The sequence below is a fragment of the Prevotella melaninogenica genome, assembly GCF_018127925.1.
Classification (GTDB): Bacteria; Bacteroidota; Bacteroidia; order Bacteroidales; family Bacteroidaceae; genus Prevotella; species Prevotella melaninogenica_C.
On record NZ_CP072348.1, the window covers coordinates 1,003,252 to 1,020,923 of the forward strand.

Sequence of the window (17,672 nt, forward strand, 5' to 3'; positions counted from 1 at the left end):
TTCAAAAAGATAATGCAAAAGTAAGAAAAAAAAACGAATCAAATGCTTGTCACAAGACTAAAGATATATTGCCACATAGAAAAATACGTTCAAAATAAAGCGCATAGAACTACATATACCTCATTTTAGGTATTGCACGTTCTATAGAATATAAATACTTTTGCAGACGTTTATTAACACTCATAGGATTGTATTTATATGAAGAAAGAAACAATTTATCTATCTCTCGCAATGCTTGCAATGGCAACAACACCTTGTAATGCACAATCAGAAGAGATTAAAGACTCCACACAACATCTCGAAGAAGTAACAATCAGCACCACACGTATGCCTGAAATAAAGCAGAATGCGGCTGCTACAGTTACTATTATTGACCAAAAGCAAATAGCAGAAATGAGCAAATCGGCTCCCGATATCACCCATCTCTTGGGCATGCTCACGCCTGGTATGGCTCTATCAAGTAATACTACAAGCTCGCGTGCACAATCACTTCGTGGAAGAAGTGCACTCATCTTGATTGATGGTATACCTCAATCAACTCCTTTACGTTCAACAGACCGCGATATCCGAACCATAGATATCGCTGCTATTGACCATATAGAAGTGGTAAAAGGATCTACCGCTCTCTATGGTAATGGTGCTATCGGAGGATTGATAAACATCATAACTAAGAAGAATACCACCAGCAAGGCTGTAGCTGGAGAGACGACTCTCTCGGGTTCAACTTACAACTTCTTCCGTCACGGAAAAGGGCAAGGTTATCGCATCAACCAGCAAGTTTATGGTCGTGTGGGTCAGTTTGATTATCTCGTAAATGGGGCTTTTGGACGTACAGGCAGTGCTATTGATGGTGATGGAAAGTTTATCTCTCCACGCTACGGACTCGGTGATACCTATACAACAAACGTACTTGTTAACCTCGGTTATTCCCTATCTCCAAAGAACAGAATCGAATTAATGTATAATTTTTATCGTAGTTTGCAAGACACGAAATTGATTCCTTTCGGTGGAAAATACCTCCAGAGTCCTTCTATTGGTATCATTGGTAATAAGGATCCACAGGCAGTTGATGAGGGAACAAGATACAATCACAATGCTTACCTCAAGTTTACTTCAAAGGATATCTTCAAACATACCGACTTAGAAGCATCTGTTTATGGTTCAGGGATATATACTATCTTCGACTTCCGTAAGGCTAACCCAGCACAGCCAAGATGGGAAGAAACAAGCGGACAGTCGGCTGTTAAGGATCGTAAGTTTGGTTTCCGCACCCAGTTTAATACTCGACTTATATTCTCTGAGAATGCTTTTGCACATTTAGCTTATGGTTATGACTATCTCTACAACAAGACATCACAACCTTTGGTAGATGGTAGATACTGGATGCCATGGCTGACAAGTAACAACCATGCGCCCTTTGTTCAAATGAAGACTACGCTCTGGCAGCACCTTAACGTCAAACTTGGAGGACGTTATGACTTCATTAATGTGAACGTACCAGACTATGATGTATTGCGTAATAAGCTCTCCGACCCACAGGTTCAGGTCAAGGGTGGAAAGCTAAAGTATAATAATATGTCTTTTAATGTGGGTGTTTCTTATAACAAATATCCTGCTTTTCAACCCTTCGTAGCCTACTCTCAGGGCTTCTCAATCTTTGATTTAGGTCGTACCCTACGCGCTGCTAAGGCGGATGTTCTCTCTAAGATATCAACAGAACCTGTAAAAACAAACAACTACGAGGTGGGTGTTTACTCTGATATTAACCATTGGTTGCAGTTGAATGGATCTGTTTTCTACACCTATTCTAAGCTTGGAAGTGACCTCAAGATAGAGAATGGTTTCTGGGTAGTCAACCGTACTCCACAGAAGGTGTATGGTGTTGAGTTGAGTGCAGATGCACAAATTCTCCGTAACTTAAAGGCTGGTGCTAACTTCTCATGGTTCGAAGGTAAGCTCAAATCAGCTACTGGTGATTGGGACACATACATGTCGAACATTTCCATTCCAGCTGCTAAGTTGGCAATGTATGTCAACTATGCTCCAGTCAAGAACACCTATCTCCAACTGCAATACATGCACACCGGTAAACGTGACAGATTTACTCCTAATGCATCAGGAGTATATAAGGAGGGTGAAGGTATCGTAAATCGTATCAACTTACTAAACCTTACTGCAGGCGTAAAGATGAAGGTTTGTGACTTAAGTTTGGCTGTATCCAACTTATTGAACTACACTTATTACACACCAGCATCTATGATGATGGCACGTAATGCAGAGTATGCACATGCTGATGGACGCAAGATAACACTCACAGCAGTGTTCAAGTATTAATGTTCAAACACTCGATATACTTATTCTCAGGTACTAAAAGGACATTATATAACAAAGTAAAGTTAGATAAAGTTTACCTCTTATGATTATATAAGATACCCTTCTAAAAACAGAAGCAGCCCATAGTATATCATAAACTATAAGCAGGGAAGACGGAATAGAACAAGTATTCTACCGCTTCCCTGCTTTCCTTTTAGTCCTTCCGTTAAAAGTGTAGATTGTTAGTAGAATGAGATTAATCCACATACATGGTATGCTTTCATCCAATAAGATTGTTTTATAAAGACTCAACACCCAACAACCATCACCCAACACCGGTATAATTACCTCCAATTAGATGGTTTTAGAACGGGGGATAAACTACATAACAATTGTAATTAGGTACGATGTCTATCTTATCTTCTACAGACAACTTATTCCTATTAGCCTAATTAGGCTATTTGGTCCAATTGGGCTAATTTGGCTAATAACTTATTATTCTGTCATAATTTTTCACATCATAATTTTGAATACATGCTCTTTTGGCTTCTTAAAGACGCCCAATTGCCTTGCAAAAGGTGCCCTTTTGAGGGCAACTAACGCCCTTTTGAAGTCCAATTAAGCACCTTTTACTTTGCAACTTTATAACTAATTGATTTCCTGTTGGTTGCAAACCTGCCTCTTATATGTGTTTTTGCCGTCCTTTATAAATGTTTTACCCGAAATTATGTAATGATTTTTCAAACTCTTATCTACAGATTTTCAAAGTCTTAAATGAAATGGTTTTTAGTGTCAGAGTATGAGAATAGGACAGATTGTTGACTATTTTAGCTATACCTTTGTTTAATGAGTAACTTCGATTCTTCCGTTAACGCAATACGAAAAGTGTCCACACATTTAACGGAAGAACCATTCTCTGACTTCTCAAAAGCCTGGTTTATCGCTTCACACCTTATCTACTACCAACGTATAGATAAGCCTTCATTACTACATGAGAGACACACTATCAGCCCTCTACACCTCAGAAAGACAATAGTTGCAACCCTATTAAAAGACCACAAACGCAGAATGCAACTATTAAAAAGCCATTAAACCTTTGACAGAAACGCATAATTACTTACTTTTGCAACACATATCAATCAATTCAACAAAACATTTATTATTATGAAAAAGAGTTTGTTCGTTAGCATGGTTATGCTGTTCGTCGGCATGACTGTCAATGCGCAGGATTACAAAAAACAATCGTTCATACCAGAAGCAGCTATGCCAGATGCAGGTATCTACCTCCCAGCTCCACCTGACACAGCATCTTATCAATTTGATTATGACTTCCGTCAGTATTGGTGGGGTCGAAAGATGAGAGAAGACAAAGAACGTGCTGCACAAGCAAAGTTCGACGCCAACTTCGATGTTGATTCTGTTCTCGTAGGCTTTGCTCCTTCTTTTGGTTTGCTTATCACACCAGAAAAGACACCAGAGACCTACAAACTCATGTGCATGATAGGTATTGATGGCAACCATGCTGTCGACCGTGCTAAAGCTAAATATATGCGTAAACGTCCGTTTGCACAGTTCCATGAGCATACACTTCAACCTCAGTTTGAGGCAGAGTTGATTAACAACGGCTCTTATCCTTCAGGTCATACCTGTCGTGGTTGGATCTTCGGATTGACACTCACAGAGCTGAATCCATCACGTGGTAACGAGATTATGAAGCACGCTTACGAGTATGGTCAGAGCCGAGTAATCTGTGGCTATCACTATCAGAGCGATGTCGATGCAGGCCGTCTTTGTGCAAGTGTAGGCTTTGCTGCCGTACAATCATCTGATGCTTTCCAAAAGCAAATGGCAAAGGCTAAGAAAGAAATAGCCAAGGTGCTTGCAACAAATAAGCATTAAAAAGCTAACAATTACTTTGTTATTTCATTGAAAAGTAGTAACTTTGCACCGCTTTTCGGCGTAACCGCTGATCGTGGAAGAGTCATGGATTACGTTACGTTGGAACGACAAACAATATTTAATTAATAGAAAAATGGATTTAATTAAAGTTGCTGAAGAAGCATTTGCAACCGGCAAGCAGTTCCCAGAGTTCAAGGCTGGTGACACTATCACTGTCGCTTACAAAATCGTCGAGGGTAACAAGCATCGTATTCAGCTCTACCGTGGCGTAGTTATCAAGATTTCTGGTCATGGTGAGAAGAAGCGTTTCACAGTTCGTAAGATGTCAGGCACCATCGGTGTTGAGCGTATCTTCCCAATCGAGTCACCAAACATCGATTCTATCGAGGTGAACAAGCGCGGTAAGGTTCGTCGTGCGAAACTCTACTACCTCCGTGAACTCACAGGTAAGGCTGCACGCATCAAGGAGAAGAGAACTGTTGTTGCAGAGAAGTAAGCCCTTGGAAATCCAAGAAAATAAAAGTCCGAAACTATTGGTTTCGGACTTTTTTATTTACCTATTAATAAGCATTCTTGGACATTCATTATTGATAAAGCTAACGAAAGAAGGAGAGAAAGAGTTATCATATTATGTAATCTAAAATGCCTTCTTATCAGTTTTTTGAGTGTAAAGATAAAAACTTCTCACCGTAAAAACACATATAAATAATGTAGGGACATACGCTTTGCTTATCTTGTGATAGGTATCACTTACAGATAAACACATCATATGTCCCTACAATCCTTCAGAGATAAACTTTCAGAGAATCCTCCCCTACTCACTCTCTCTACAGAGCAATTAATCTTCGTAATTCAACTTTGCATCATTTTCCCCATGCAAAGCCGCATTTAAGTCTTTCCAATTTTGGAAACCAGCAAAGAGAGCCAGCCTGTCTAAAGTCTTTTTAGAAGGTTTTTCCTTCCCCTTGAAATAACCTATCAACTTATTCAAAGATGACGATTCCAAGTGGATGTGATAAAGTGCTAACCTACTGGACAATCTTTCTAAGTCAGAAGCCAGTTCTCTGCGGATATTTGCCTTTTGACCAAGCTCCTCGATAATGGTTCTAAGCTTCTTTTTCATTTCTCATTCTTCACTATATATACTAACGTGATACAAAAGTAATAAAAGAATAAGTAATTAAGTAATATTCAACGACTTTTCTTAAAGTTAAATATGTTAATTAAACTTGTAAACAAGGAGTGTAAATATAAATTACGTACTACGCTATATAAAATCGCTTTGAAATAGAAAATAATGTATCAGTTATGGATAAGCAAAACCATAATCAAATAAACATTATTCAGGGTAACATAGCATCTCATTTACCACTTTCTATCCTCTTATAACCAGTCTATCACACAACATTTTAGTGCTTCGCACATCATGTGCGAAGCGTTAGCACCCTATGTGCGAAGCATCAACACCACACGTGCGGACCATCCATACAACGACAGAAAAGCAATGAAACTACGCTTGTTTGAATACAAAACGAAAATAACAAGCGTCCTTCTGTAAGGATAGAAATAGAATACTACCCATTACAAAAGGACACTAATATTTCGTCATTTCAACCTAATAGCGGCATCAGAAAGTGTATGCTATTAGGCTAATCAATGCAATTTATTTCACTGCGATGCACTCAATCTCAACAAGCGCACCCTTTGGCAAAGCCTTTACAGCGAATGCAGAACGTGCTGGATAAGGTTCCTTGAAGAACTCGGCATAAACTTCATTCATCGCAGCGAAGTTCTCCATATCAGAAAGGAACACTGTTGTCTTAACAACATGAGACAGGTCTACACCTGCAGAAGCCAACACGTTGCGTACATTAGTGAGCGACTGGCGAGTTTGTTCCTTCACACCACCCTCAACAAAAGCATTGGTAGCTGGGTCAATAGGAAGTGAACCAGATGCGAAAATAAAACCATTGGCTTCGATAGCCTGACTGTAAGGACCTACTGCGGCAGATGCCTTGTCTGTGTGTAATGCTTGCATATCTTTAAGTAATTTAAAGGGATTAGAGGAGCCGGAGGGTATTCAGCCTGCGCAGGATAGTCCTCACGCTCCAAAGATTGTTTTCTTTTCGAGTGTAAAAGTACTGAATTTCTTCAAAAGAAACAAACCAACACGGCTAATTTACTTAAAAACGACAAGCGTAACGGCGTATTCCATTATTTTTCCTTATCTTTGCACTACCAATTTACATATACCACATAAGTTATATGAAAGAATTAGCTCTTAAGTACGGATGCAATCCGAACCAAAAGCCTTCACGTATCTATATGGAGGAAGGCGAACTCCCAATTACAGTTCTCAGTGGTCGTCCCGGCTACATTAACTTTCTTGATGCGCTCAACAGCTGGCAACTCGTTAAAGAGTTGAAGGCCGCTACTGGTCTGCCTGCAGCTGCATCGTTCAAGCATGTCAGCCCAGCTGGTGCTGCAGTAGGTCTCCCTTTGAGTGATACACTCAAGAAGATTTACTTTGTCGATGATGTTGACTTCGAGCTTACACCGCTTGCCAGTGCTTATGCACGTGCTCGTGGAGCCGACCGTATGTGTTCTTATGGCGATTTCTGTGCGCTCAGTGACACCTGCGATAAGGAGACAGCGTTGCTGATAAAGCGTGAGGTTAGCGATGGTGTTATCGCACCTGACTATACTCCAGAGGCTTTAGAAATTCTGAAGGATAAGCGTAAGGGTGCATACAATGTCATTAAGATTGACCCTAACTATATGCCTGCTCCTATAGAGAAGAAGCAAGTTTTCGGCATTACATTTGAACAGGGCCGCAACGAAGTGAAGCTTGATGACCCAGCACTCTTCGAGAACATCCCTACAAAGAACAAGACATTCACTGAGGATGCCAAGCGTGATCTCATCATTTCGCTGATTACATTGAAGTATACACAGAGTAACTCTGTTTGCTATGTGAAGGACGGACAGGCTATCGGTATTGGTGCTGGACAGCAGAGTCGTATCCACTGCACTCGCTTAGCTGGTAGTAAGGCTGACGAATGGTGGTTGCGCCAGTGTCCAAAGGTTATGAATCTTCCATTTAAGAAGGGTATTCGCCGTGCCGATCGAGATAACACAATCAATATCTACATCTCTGATGAGTATGAAGATGTACTACAGGATGGTGTATGGCAGCAATTCTTCACAGAATGCCCAGAGCCTCTAACACGTGAGGAACGCAAAGAGTGGATTGCCAAGAATACGGGTGTTGCACTCGGTTCTGATGCTTTCTTCCCATTTGGCGACAACATTGAGCGTGCACATAAGAGTGGTGTAGAATATATAGCACAGGCTGGTGGAAGTATTCGTGACGACCATGTTATTGACACTTGTGACAAATACAACATCGCAATGGCTTTTACTGGCGTTCGTTTATTTCATCATTAAAAAGATTGTATATGAGTGATATTGACGATATTATTGAAACCGGAATGGTCTTTCGAAGTGCCTCGAAACCCAAAACCGATGATGGCAAGGTGAAAACCAAAGCCAAGAAAAAGAAGTATATTACTGGTGCACACGGCTCTGGCAGTGCAAAGCAGAAGGCTAAATACCGTCAGCAACGTGCTAACCGACACAAGTAAAGAAAACAACGAACGCCCTCATTTCTCCGTCCTTGTCAAAGGGAACTGGAGAAATGAGGGCGTTTGTTATTGATGATACGGCTATTTACTCATAGCCATCACCAAAGTCTTCACCAGGATACTTCCTTAATAAGCTGGCAAAACGAGGATTATAATGAGATAACATAGCCGAATGAAAGTTTGTTGCCATCGTTATATCAGAGCTATATTCACGGTCTTTCTTTTTTGAAGACAAGGCAAGCGTTGCGTCAATAAAGTTGTATGCCCACTGATTATTATAAGCCATTACTGCCTCAAATAAGTATTTGCTACGAGGTAGCATACTACCATCATCTTTCTTTATTTCATAGTCTCGGATGCGCATCAGCAAAGGAATGAAATCTTGACAAGCCCAAACCGTAACAGCCAACAAGGCATTATCGGTTTCATCATCTTCCCAACCAACATCTTCATTCTCATTATCATAATGTGATAAAGCATCCAATAAGATAGATTTATCCTCCTCTCTACAATAGGAAGCTAAAGCCTTCAATGCTTGATAGGTTCGTTCTTTAAGAACAATCTCCTTTATCCTTGAGTAATAGCTTTCCTTTGGTGGAACTCTCAATAAAAGTTTCTTTGTATATTGATATTTGGACAATCCGGGTGTATAGAGTGCTAAAGAGTCATTACGCAAAGAATCTTCTTTACTAATGACTGTCTTATCTCTGCATGACTGAACATTACGTAAGAACACGCTACCAGCATATTCCTCTTCTATAACATCATCTGACTGCACATAAATCTTCGTCGTATCAGTATAATTCGAGAGTAATATTTCCTCTAAGTATGCATACTTTCGACGTATCAAAGCATCTGTAGCTGCAAGTCGAACAACCGCAGAATAGCTCCTATTAGTGAGTTCGCAAAGTTCTTTCGTAGTACATAATGAATCTAATAAAGACTGTACCACAGGAAAGGCTCTTGGTCCTTTGCATGTTTTAATATAAGTCGTATCAATACAATCCAACAGACTATCCACATTCAGATAATACTGTCTACCGTTAGTATTTTGCATTTCATTGTATGTTCCAGTTCTATTCAACAGGACGAGAACCTTCGCTATCTGCTCCTGTCGCTTGTCTGTACAAGCAACCAACAGCATACATATTGAAAGGAAAAACAGGATTTTCTTCATACTATACAATAAATATCTTTACACGAAATAAACGCCTTCGAAGATAGCAAAGATACTAAATTATTGATAAAAACATGCTTTTCAATCTCTTTTCTTCATCTTATTACCTTCCAAATAGAAGGTATAAAATCATTGTAAAAAACGTCTTTTCCGAATTATTTTCATGAAAATAAAGATTTATCTTCATGAAAGGAAATATTTATTTTCACGACAAGAAATATTTATTTACGTGAGAATAATTCCGTAATAACCATGGAATAGGTATCTATTTCAATGCAATACCTGTATAGATAGTACCAAATCCTTCTTTGAGAATACGTGCTGAGAAGAAGTCGGAAGCATTATCATAAGTGCAGATAGCGGACTGAAGGATATTAGCTGTTAGCACACCAAGTTCTTCTAACTGAAGTTGATTGCAAAGCGGAAGGTCGATATGCCATTTCTCATACATACGTGCAATGCGTTCCATAGGGAAGCCTGCAGCCGAAAAAGCATCATAAACCTCCTGACCTACCTCAAAGTTCTTCAGCGAAATACACGGACCAACAACCGCCTTGAGTTCCTTTGGGTCAGTACCATATAGTTCTGTCATCTTGCGAAGTGTGTGCTGAACGATACGCTGCACCGTACCACGCCAACCAGCATGGGCTGCACCAATGGCATGATGAACAGGGTCATAAAAAAGAATAGGAACACAATCAGCAGTATGAACACCGATGCAGACGTTACGACAATCGGTAACGACAGCATCTTTTCCCTCTTCCATCTCGTACTGCTCAGCAGCTGAAAGATGAAAAAACTCATCCGTCACAATCAGACAATGTGTCTCGTGTATCTGATGCAAACGGATAACCTTATCCGCCTGAACACCAATCTCTACTGCTACAGCCTGCAGATTCTCGGCTACAGCAGATGGTTCATCACCCCGATGAGGGTTGATGTTGAGTGTAGCAAGCTTTCCCTTGCTAACTCCGCCATGACGGGTAGTGCTAAAGCTGACTACCTCGTCGGCAAGATTAAAGTAATGTAGAACAGGCTTAATCATTTGTGTATTCAAAATCTTCGAGATCTTCTACCTCATCCAATTCGTCTATACCCACCTCTTCAACATCATCAATATCAGCGTCCTCAGCTGCTAACTCGGCAGCAAAACGTGACATATCCTTGTCACGATGAACAAGTGTATCTTCCGAAAGAATACTTTGCAGCTTATTACTTTCTGCATTAAGTTCTTTCCAAAGAATATCCTTTAAGTCATCAATTCCCTGTCCTGTAACAGCTGATATGAAAACAACAGGAAGGTCTGTTGGCAACGTTTCACGCAGCATCTCAATGAGCTCATCATCAAGAAGGTCGCTCTTCGTTACCGCTAAGACACGATGTTTGTCGAGCATCTCTGGATTAAACTGCTGTAACTCATTTAGTAACACCTCGTATTCACGCTTGATATCGTCGGTGTCTCCTGGTACCATAAAGAGCAGAAGGGAGTTTCGTTCGATATGACGGAGGAAACGCAAGCCGAGTCCCTTACCTTCACTGGCTCCTTCGATGATACCTGGAATATCAGCCATAACGAAACTTTGGTTATCACGATAGCTGACAATACCTAACGATGGTTCCATCGTTGTGAAAGGATAGTTGGCTATCTTTGGCTTTGCACTTGAGAGAGAAGACAGCAAAGTAGACTTACCTGCATTTGGGAAGCCCACCAAACCGACATCAGCCAGCAGCTTCAACTCAAGAATAACAGTCATCTCCTGCATTGGTTCACCTGGTTGTGCATAGCGTGGAGCCTGATTCGTAGCTGTACGGAACTGGAAGTTACCCAATCCACCACGTCCACCTTTCAGCAGTAACACCGTCTGTCCGTCATGCATAACATCGCAGACATACTTACCAGTTTCGGCATCATAGGCAACAGTACCACAAGGAACATCAATATAAATATCCTTACCATCTGTACCATGACACTTATCACGACCGCCATTACCTCCATGTTCAGCATAGATATGACGCTGAAACTTCAAGTGCAACAGCGTCCAATAATTGTGGTTACCACGCAAGTAAACACTTCCACCCTTACCACCATCGCCACCATCTGGTCCGCCATTAGGGTTATACTTCACATGACGAAGGTGCATGGAACCTCTACCACCCTTACCAGAGCGGCAGTATATCTTTACATAATCAACAAAATTACTTTCCATCTTTAAACTTTGAATTTTGAACTTTGACCTTTATGATTTGTACTGTAACTTGAAATATTATTGATTAAGAGAAGAACGAGTTGCCTTAACTATTTTGGTCAAGACTGCTTGAATCTTATGACAATCATCTGATAAAGGTTTATACTCACTCTCGCTAATATATTCTGCTTCCCTTAATAAATCAATCCAATAGTTTGACTCTGTTGCTTCTTTCAAAGCGATATTCATCTTACTACAGAAGTCTGCACGACTTTGTCCGTTCTTTCCTTCATGAACATTAGCCCCAATACTCGTCCCAGAACGAAGAAGTTGCTTTGATAGGACATACTCCTTATGCTCATCTGTCAGGTATTTATATAACCGTACAACCCTTAGTGCAAAACTTTTTGATAAGATATAGATATCATTCTCTACGATTTTTCTCTCCAACATACGGTACAAATCATAAAGTTCAAAGTTCAAACCTCAAAGGTCAAAGGTCTACAGAGCGTCAATAACAGACTCAATACGTGCAAAAATCTCTTCTACAGTACCAAGACCCTCAACATGGTGGTGAATATTCTCACCCTTATACCAATCAATTAATGGAGAAGTCTGATTGCTGTAAACATTGAGACGCTTCTTAATTGTCTCCTCATTGTCATCAGAACGACCGCTCTGCTGTCCACGGAGAAGCAGACGCTTCATCAACTCATCCTCTGGAACAAAGAGTTCAACCATAGCTGCCACATTGTGACCACGATCAGCCAACATCTTCTTCAAAGCCTCTGCTTGTGGGATTGTACGTGGGAAACCATCGAAGATAACACCCTTATGCTCCTTGCCAAAGCTATCGTATACGCTTGCAAGAATATCAATCATCAACTCATCAGGAATGAGCTGACCATTGTCAATGTATCCTTTTGCAGTCTTACCAAGCTCTGTACCATTCTTAATTTCATTACGAAGTACGTCACCTGTTGAGATATGCCCGAAGCCATACTTCTCAATCATCTTGTCGCTCTGAGTACCTTTACCAGCACCTGGCGCACCGAAAATTACAATATTCTTCATTATTCTTGTACTAAAGTATAAATATCTCTCAAGTTACGACCCTGCTGGTCATAGTCAAGTCCATAGCCAACAATGAAGTCATTTGGTATTTCCATTGCTGCATACTCAATGTTCAAAGGAACAGTAAGCTTACCAGGCTTCAACAGTAAGGTTGTTATATGAAGACCAGCAGGCTCACGTGTACCGAGCGTTTCGAGCATACGCTTCATAGTTGCACCTGTATCAACAATATCCTCTACAATGATAACTTCTCTACCACGGATATCTTCGTTCAAACCGATAATCTCCTTAATCGTACCCGTTGAGGTAACACCTTGGTAAGAAGCCAACTTAACAAAGGATATCTCACATGGGATAGTGATATGCTTCATCAAGTCAGAGGCATACATGAACGAACCGTTCAACACCGCAAGAAAGAGCGGAGTCTTACCTTCAAAATCCTTGTTTATACGATCAGCTACCAGCTTTACTCTTTCCAAAATCTCGGCTTCAGGAATAGAAGTCTCAAACGTTTTGTCCTTAATTGTTACTCGACTCATTCTTCATTATTTATAATTTAGCGCAAAATTACGAAAATAATACCAAACTATCCGCATTTATTTTGTAAATTTGCCATCGTTATGAAGATATTTACAAGTGCCCAGATTCACGAACTGGACAGATACACTATAGAACACGAACCAATCAAGTCTATTGATTTGATGGAGCGTGCAGCAAAAGCCATTACTCGTGCTATCACTGAGGAGTGGTCGACACATACGCCAATTGTTGTCTTTGCAGGACCTGGCAACAATGGTGGCGATGCTCTTGCTGTGGCACGTTTGCTGATAAATGAGGGATACAAAGTTAGTACTTACCTCTTCAATATCACCAATCATCTATCAGAAGACTGTGTAACAAACCGCCAACGTTTGCTCGATAGCAAGCATGCAAAGGATTTTACAGAAATCACTGCGAAGTTTGACCCACCTGAATTAACCGCTGACACATTGGTGATTGATGGTTTGTTTGGTTCTGGACTCAACAAACCATTGGCTGGTGGTTTTGCCTCTTTGGTGAAATATATCAATCAAAGTCCTGCAAAGATTGTGAGTATTGACGTTCCATCTGGTTTGATGACGGAGGACAATACGTATAACGTACGTGCGAATATCATTCACGCTACCCTCACATTAACCCTCCACGAACGCAAATTATCCTTCCTTTTCGCTGATGCACAGCAATTTATTGGTAGGCTAAAGGTCCTTGATATCCGTCTGAATCAGGAGTTTATTCAGAAGACAGAAGCACAATATTACCTATTAGAAGAGAACGACATTCGTTCGCGTTTACTCCATCGTGATGACTTCTCACACAAAGGTGATATGGGTAATGCACTTATCATCGCAGGAAGTTACGGCATGTCGGGAGCAGCTATCCTTGCAACTCGTGCCTGTCTACGTAGCGGTGTGGGTAAGGTTACGGTGCATACTCCTAAAAAGAACTACGATATCATGCAGATATCTGTTCCTGAAGCTATCTTACAAATGGACCATGAGGAGACAGCCTTTACCGAAGCAGTTGATACAGATGATTTCGACGCACTTGCAATAGGTCCAGGATTAGGCAGACAGGAGCCTACTGCCATTGCGATGATAGCCCAGATAAGACGCGCACAATGTCCTATTGTTGCCGATGCTGATACCTTGAATATTCTTGCAAGCCATCGTGCATGGATGCAACAACTACCAAAGGGAATCATTATGACGCCTCACGCAAAGGAACTCGACCGTCTTACAGGCTCTCCTGCTAATGCTGACTATGAGCGTCTCCATCGTACACGTGAGTTGGCAAAGTCTTTACAGGCTTATATCATCCTTAAGGGACATAACAGTGCACTCTGCCTACCTAATGGCAACGTTATCTTTAACTCGACTGGTAACAGTGGCATGGCAACAGCTGGTAGTGGTGATGTACTCACTGGCATCATCACAGCCCTCCTTGCTCGTGGTTACCACCAGCAGAATGCTTGTATGGTGGGCATGTATCTCCATGGTCTTGCTGGCGACTTAGCAGCGAAAGAATTAGGTAAGGAAAGTCTTGTTGCAGGAGACATTATCAACTATCTCCCTAAAGCCTTCAAACTTTTGGACGATTGATAAAGTCTTCCCATTCCAGCTATTGTCGATAGGTAATAAAGCCTTCCAAGTATAAGCAACAGCCCCACATGGTTCTTTCCATGCGGGGCTTTTTGTTTCCTCTGTCATAGCCTACGAGGCAATGCCTCGTAGAAAGCGGCACAAAAGAAAAGCGGCAGTTCCCAAAAGGAAGCTGCCGCTAATGTTTTATTTAGTCAAGACGACCTCAACAAATGATTAGTCGAGGTTAGCAAGCTTGTTCTCAGAACCAAGAACGTCTGTGATCTTGTGCTTGTAAAGATCCTCCATGTACTCACGAGCCTTACCACAGTACTGACGTGGGTCGAAGTACTCTGGGTGCTCATCGAATGTCTGACGAACACCTGCGGTGAATGCAAGACGAGAGTCAGAGTCGATGTTAATCTTACAAACAGCACTCTTAGCTGCCTTACGGAGCTGCTCCTCTGGGATACCAACAGCGTTTGGCATCTTACCACCATGCTCGTTGATGATGTCAACATACTCCTGAGGAACTGAAGAAGAACCGTGGAGAACGATTGGGAAACCTGGGAGCTGCTTCTCGATAGCTGCAAGAACATCGAATGCCAATGGAGGAGGAACAAGACGACCAGTCTTTGGGTCACGTGTACACTGCTCTGGAGTGAACTTGTAAGCACCATGAGAAGTACCGATAGAGATAGCCAATGAGTCGCAACCTGTACGAGTAGCGAAATCAACAACCTCCTCTGGCTTTGTATAGTGAGAAACCTCAGCTACAACGTCATCCTCAACACCAGCAAGTACACCGAGCTCAGCCTCAACAGTTACGTCGAACTGGTGAGCATACTCAACAACCTTCTTTGTCAAAGCGATATTCTCCTCATATGGAAGAGAAGAACCGTCGATCATTACAGAAGAGAAACCGAAGTCTACACAGCTCTTGCAAGTCTCGAAGCTATCACCATGATCAAGGTGAAGTGCAATCTCTGGATGGTGGCAACCCAACTCCTTAGCATACTCTACTGCACCTTCTGCGAGGTAACGAAGAAGAGTCTGGTTAGCATACTTACGAGCACCCTTAGAAACCTGAAGGATAACTGGTGACTTCAAATCAGAAGAAGCCTTGATGATAGCCTGAAGCTGCTCGAGGTTATTGAAGTTGAATGCTGGGATAGCGTAACCGCCGTCAATTGCTCTCTTGAACATATCACGTGTGTTCACGAGACCTAATTTCTTGTAATCTACTGCCATAATTTCTTTTATCTTTTAAAATTAATAAGTCTATACCTATTTACACATGCAAAAGTACGGTTTTATTTTCTGATAGCCAAAACATACCACATATTTAATAAACCTAAAGTGTTAAAATCCGTAATAAAGGGCAATAGTTTTTGGAATAAAAGATAATTAGGCTTATTAGACATGACTGCCTAATAAGCCTAATCAAACATTTATCTGATAAATGAATTACTTCTCAGCTGGCTCAATAACGCGCCAGATTACTGACGCGAGTGCACCACCAGCAAATGGACCTACGATAAAGATCCAAAGATTGCTCAATGCTGTTGCAGGAACCGCCTGCAAGCTGTGCGAAGATAGCAGGGCCAAAGGAACGTGCTGGGTTTACAGATGTACCTGTATAACGGATACATACAAGGTGAACAAGGATAAGTGACAAGCCGATTGCCAAACCTGCAAACTTACCAGTTGCGCCGTTAGTCTTTGAAGTTGCACCCAATACAACGAGTACAAACACACAAGTAAAGATAATCTCTGCGAGCAAACCACTTGCTACACTAATACCATCTTGCAAACCATTTGCACCTAAACCAACACCTGCAGCAGCAAAACCGCTACCTGCGTTGGTTACAAGAAGGAACAACAAAGCTGCACCAATCAAGCCACCAATAAACTGGAACAACATGTACATAGCACAATCCTTTGCGCTCATACGACCACTCAAGAATACACCAAGTGTAATTGCTGGGTTGATGTGGCAACCTGAGATACCACCAATAGCGTAAGCCATTGCTACTACTGAAAGACCAAATGCCATTGCTGTACCAACTACTGCAGCCTGATTGTTTACTGGGTCACAACCCAAAGATACTGCTGCACCACATCCTATGAGGACTAATACCATTGTGCCAATCATTTCGGCTAAATACTTCTTCATAACTCTCTACAATTAATTAATATTATTCTTTTAGTTTAAAATGCCTTTGAAACGGTTAATTCTCCACACAAAAACAAACGTTCACGATTTATTGTTTTCACCTTGCACTTTTTAAAACTTATTGTTTTATATCAATTAAAACGCTGTCTTTAATCCACAAAAAGCCTTACCTTTGCAAATAGATTAATATTACTTGATAATAATGAGTCGTCACCCATAAGGGAGATTACAAAGAAAAAAGTATTCAAACTATATGAAGTATAAAATGATTGTGCTCGATTTGGACGGCACACTGACCAATAATAAAAAGGAAATTACACCACGTACAAAACAAGCCCTCATGCAAGCACAAGCTGCAGGAGTACATGTCGTATTGGCATCTGGGCGTCCTACCTACGGAATAGTCCCTTTAGCAGAAGAGTTGAAACTAAAAGATAATGGTGGATATATCCTTGCTTTCAACGGAGGAAAGATTATCGACTGCACCAACAACGAAGTTCTTTTTGAACAGAAGTTGGACGAACAGCTTGTACCTATCCTCTTTCAAGAAGCCAAAAAAGCAGGAATGGAAATCCTAACCTATCAAGGTGAGGGCATTGCCGCTACTAATAAAGATGATGAATACGTACAACACGAGGCTTTCATCAATAAGATGCCTGTCATGCAATATGACGACTTCCTCAATCAGTTGGTCTATCCTATCAACAAATGTCTGATTGTTGGCGACCCTACCCCACTCCACGAGTTGGAGATAAGATTAGCCAAAGAGTTGGAAGGAAAGATGGATGTCTATCGTTCTGCCGACTTCTTCCTTGAATGTGTACCACTTGGTATCGACAAGGCACGCTCGCTCGACCGTCTTATCTCGTCGCTCGATATCAGCCGTGAAGAGGTTATTGCTTGTGGCGATGGTTATAACGACCTTAGCATGATTCGCTTTGCCGGACTTGGCGTTGCTATGGCAAACGCTGCAAAAGACATTCAAAGTGAAGCTGACTTCGTTACCTTATCAAATGAAGAAGATGGTGTTGCACACGTCATTGAACGCTTTATTCTCTCACCAGAGAACATGAATTAAGAGGTTGT

At 41.2% G+C, this 17,672-nt stretch carries 16 protein-coding genes and 1 pseudogene; 7 read left to right on the plus strand and 10 right to left on the minus strand.

The window, feature by feature from the left end:
- Positions 1-198: 198 nt before the first annotated feature.
- The 3 genes from J4861_RS09640 (at position 199) to rplS (ending at position 4,708) form a co-directional block, all read left to right on the plus strand.
- The gene (locus J4861_RS09640) at positions 199-2,334 is read left to right on the plus strand and encodes a TonB-dependent receptor (protein ID WP_211816687.1); all 2,136 of its coding nucleotides are present in this window, start codon (positions 199-201) and stop codon (positions 2,332-2,334) included.
- Positions 2,335-3,477: 1,143 nt separating this feature from the next.
- Positions 3,478-4,212 carry an acid phosphatase gene (locus J4861_RS09645; RefSeq protein ID WP_004360414.1) on the plus strand — a complete coding sequence of 245 codons (735 nt, stop codon included), beginning with the start codon at positions 3,478-3,480 and terminating at the stop codon, positions 4,210-4,212.
- Positions 4,213-4,345: 133 nt separating this feature from the next.
- Entirely contained in the window at positions 4,346-4,708 is a 363-nt protein-coding gene (rplS, locus tag J4861_RS09650) for a 50S ribosomal protein L19 (RefSeq protein ID WP_013263992.1), read from the plus strand.
- A 342-nt stretch (positions 4,709-5,050) separates the two neighbouring features.
- Here rplS and J4861_RS09655 read toward each other — a convergent pair whose 3' ends face one another.
- The gene (locus J4861_RS09655) at positions 5,051-5,335 is read right to left on the minus strand and encodes a hypothetical protein (protein WP_211816688.1); all 285 of its coding nucleotides are present in this window, start codon (positions 5,333-5,335) and stop codon (positions 5,051-5,053) included.
- Between the two features lie 540 nt (positions 5,336-5,875).
- Positions 5,876-6,250, minus strand: a complete 375-nt coding sequence (locus J4861_RS09660) for a RidA family protein (RefSeq protein ID WP_211816689.1) — start codon at positions 6,248-6,250, stop codon at positions 5,876-5,878.
- Between the two features lie 227 nt (positions 6,251-6,477).
- Here J4861_RS09660 and J4861_RS09665 point away from each other — a divergent pair, with 227 nt between their 5' ends.
- Both J4861_RS09665 and J4861_RS09670 read left to right on the plus strand, forming a co-directional pair.
- Entirely contained in the window at positions 6,478-7,659 is a 1,182-nt protein-coding gene (locus tag J4861_RS09665; RefSeq protein WP_211816690.1) for a phosphoribosylaminoimidazolecarboxamide formyltransferase, read from the plus strand.
- Positions 7,660-7,670: 11 nt separating this feature from the next.
- Positions 7,671-7,856 (plus strand): hypothetical protein, encoded by a 186-nt coding sequence (locus J4861_RS09670; RefSeq protein WP_013264945.1) that lies wholly within the window; start codon positions 7,671-7,673, stop codon positions 7,854-7,856.
- Between the two features lie 85 nt (positions 7,857-7,941).
- Here the strand turns inward: J4861_RS09670 and J4861_RS09675 are convergent, their stop codons facing one another.
- From J4861_RS09675 to hpt, 6 genes are all read right to left on the minus strand, one after another.
- The gene (locus J4861_RS09675; RefSeq protein WP_249110823.1) at positions 7,942-9,033 is read right to left on the minus strand and encodes a hypothetical protein; all 1,092 of its coding nucleotides are present in this window, start codon (positions 9,031-9,033) and stop codon (positions 7,942-7,944) included.
- A 265-nt stretch (positions 9,034-9,298) separates the two neighbouring features.
- Complete coding sequence (gene pgeF / locus J4861_RS09680) at positions 9,299-10,078, minus strand: peptidoglycan editing factor PgeF (RefSeq protein WP_211816691.1); 780 nt, start codon at positions 10,076-10,078, stop codon at positions 9,299-9,301.
- Positions 10,071-11,240, minus strand: coding sequence for a GTPase ObgE (gene obgE / locus J4861_RS09685; protein WP_004360406.1), 1,170 nt, complete (start codon positions 11,238-11,240; stop codon positions 10,071-10,073). Before obgE ends, pgeF begins: the two co-directional genes overlap by 8 nt.
- A gap of 57 nt (positions 11,241-11,297) precedes the next feature.
- Positions 11,298-11,672 carry a four helix bundle protein gene (locus tag J4861_RS09690; protein WP_211816692.1) on the minus strand — a complete coding sequence of 125 codons (375 nt, stop codon included), beginning with the start codon at positions 11,670-11,672 and terminating at the stop codon, positions 11,298-11,300.
- A gap of 48 nt (positions 11,673-11,720) precedes the next feature.
- On the minus strand, positions 11,721-12,293 hold the full coding sequence (locus J4861_RS09695) for an adenylate kinase (protein WP_211816693.1): 573 nt from the start codon (positions 12,291-12,293) through the stop codon (positions 11,721-11,723).
- Positions 12,293-12,832: a hypoxanthine phosphoribosyltransferase gene (gene hpt, locus J4861_RS09700; RefSeq protein WP_211793400.1), complete on the minus strand. Its 540-nt coding sequence runs from the start codon at positions 12,830-12,832 to the stop codon at positions 12,293-12,295. Before hpt ends, J4861_RS09695 begins: the two co-directional genes overlap by 1 nt.
- 81 nt (positions 12,833-12,913) lie before the next feature.
- Between hpt and J4861_RS09705 the strand changes: the two genes are divergently transcribed.
- The gene (locus J4861_RS09705) at positions 12,914-14,431 is read left to right on the plus strand and encodes an NAD(P)H-hydrate dehydratase (RefSeq protein ID WP_211816694.1); all 1,518 of its coding nucleotides are present in this window, start codon (positions 12,914-12,916) and stop codon (positions 14,429-14,431) included.
- Between the two features lie 216 nt (positions 14,432-14,647).
- On the opposite strand, the gene J4861_RS09710 is transcribed toward J4861_RS09705, so the two are convergent.
- Both J4861_RS09710 and J4861_RS09715 read right to left on the minus strand, forming a co-directional pair.
- On the minus strand, positions 14,648-15,661 hold the full coding sequence (locus J4861_RS09710; protein WP_211816695.1) for a class II fructose-bisphosphate aldolase: 1,014 nt from the start codon (positions 15,659-15,661) through the stop codon (positions 14,648-14,650).
- A gap of 216 nt (positions 15,662-15,877) precedes the next feature.
- Positions 15,878-16,586: pseudogene (locus J4861_RS09715) on the minus strand (MIP/aquaporin family protein).
- Positions 16,587-16,839: 253 nt separating this feature from the next.
- Here J4861_RS09715 and J4861_RS09720 point away from each other — a divergent pair.
- Entirely contained in the window at positions 16,840-17,664 is an 825-nt protein-coding gene (locus tag J4861_RS09720; RefSeq protein WP_211805425.1) for a Cof-type HAD-IIB family hydrolase, read from the plus strand.
- Positions 17,665-17,672: the final 8 nt, after the last annotated feature.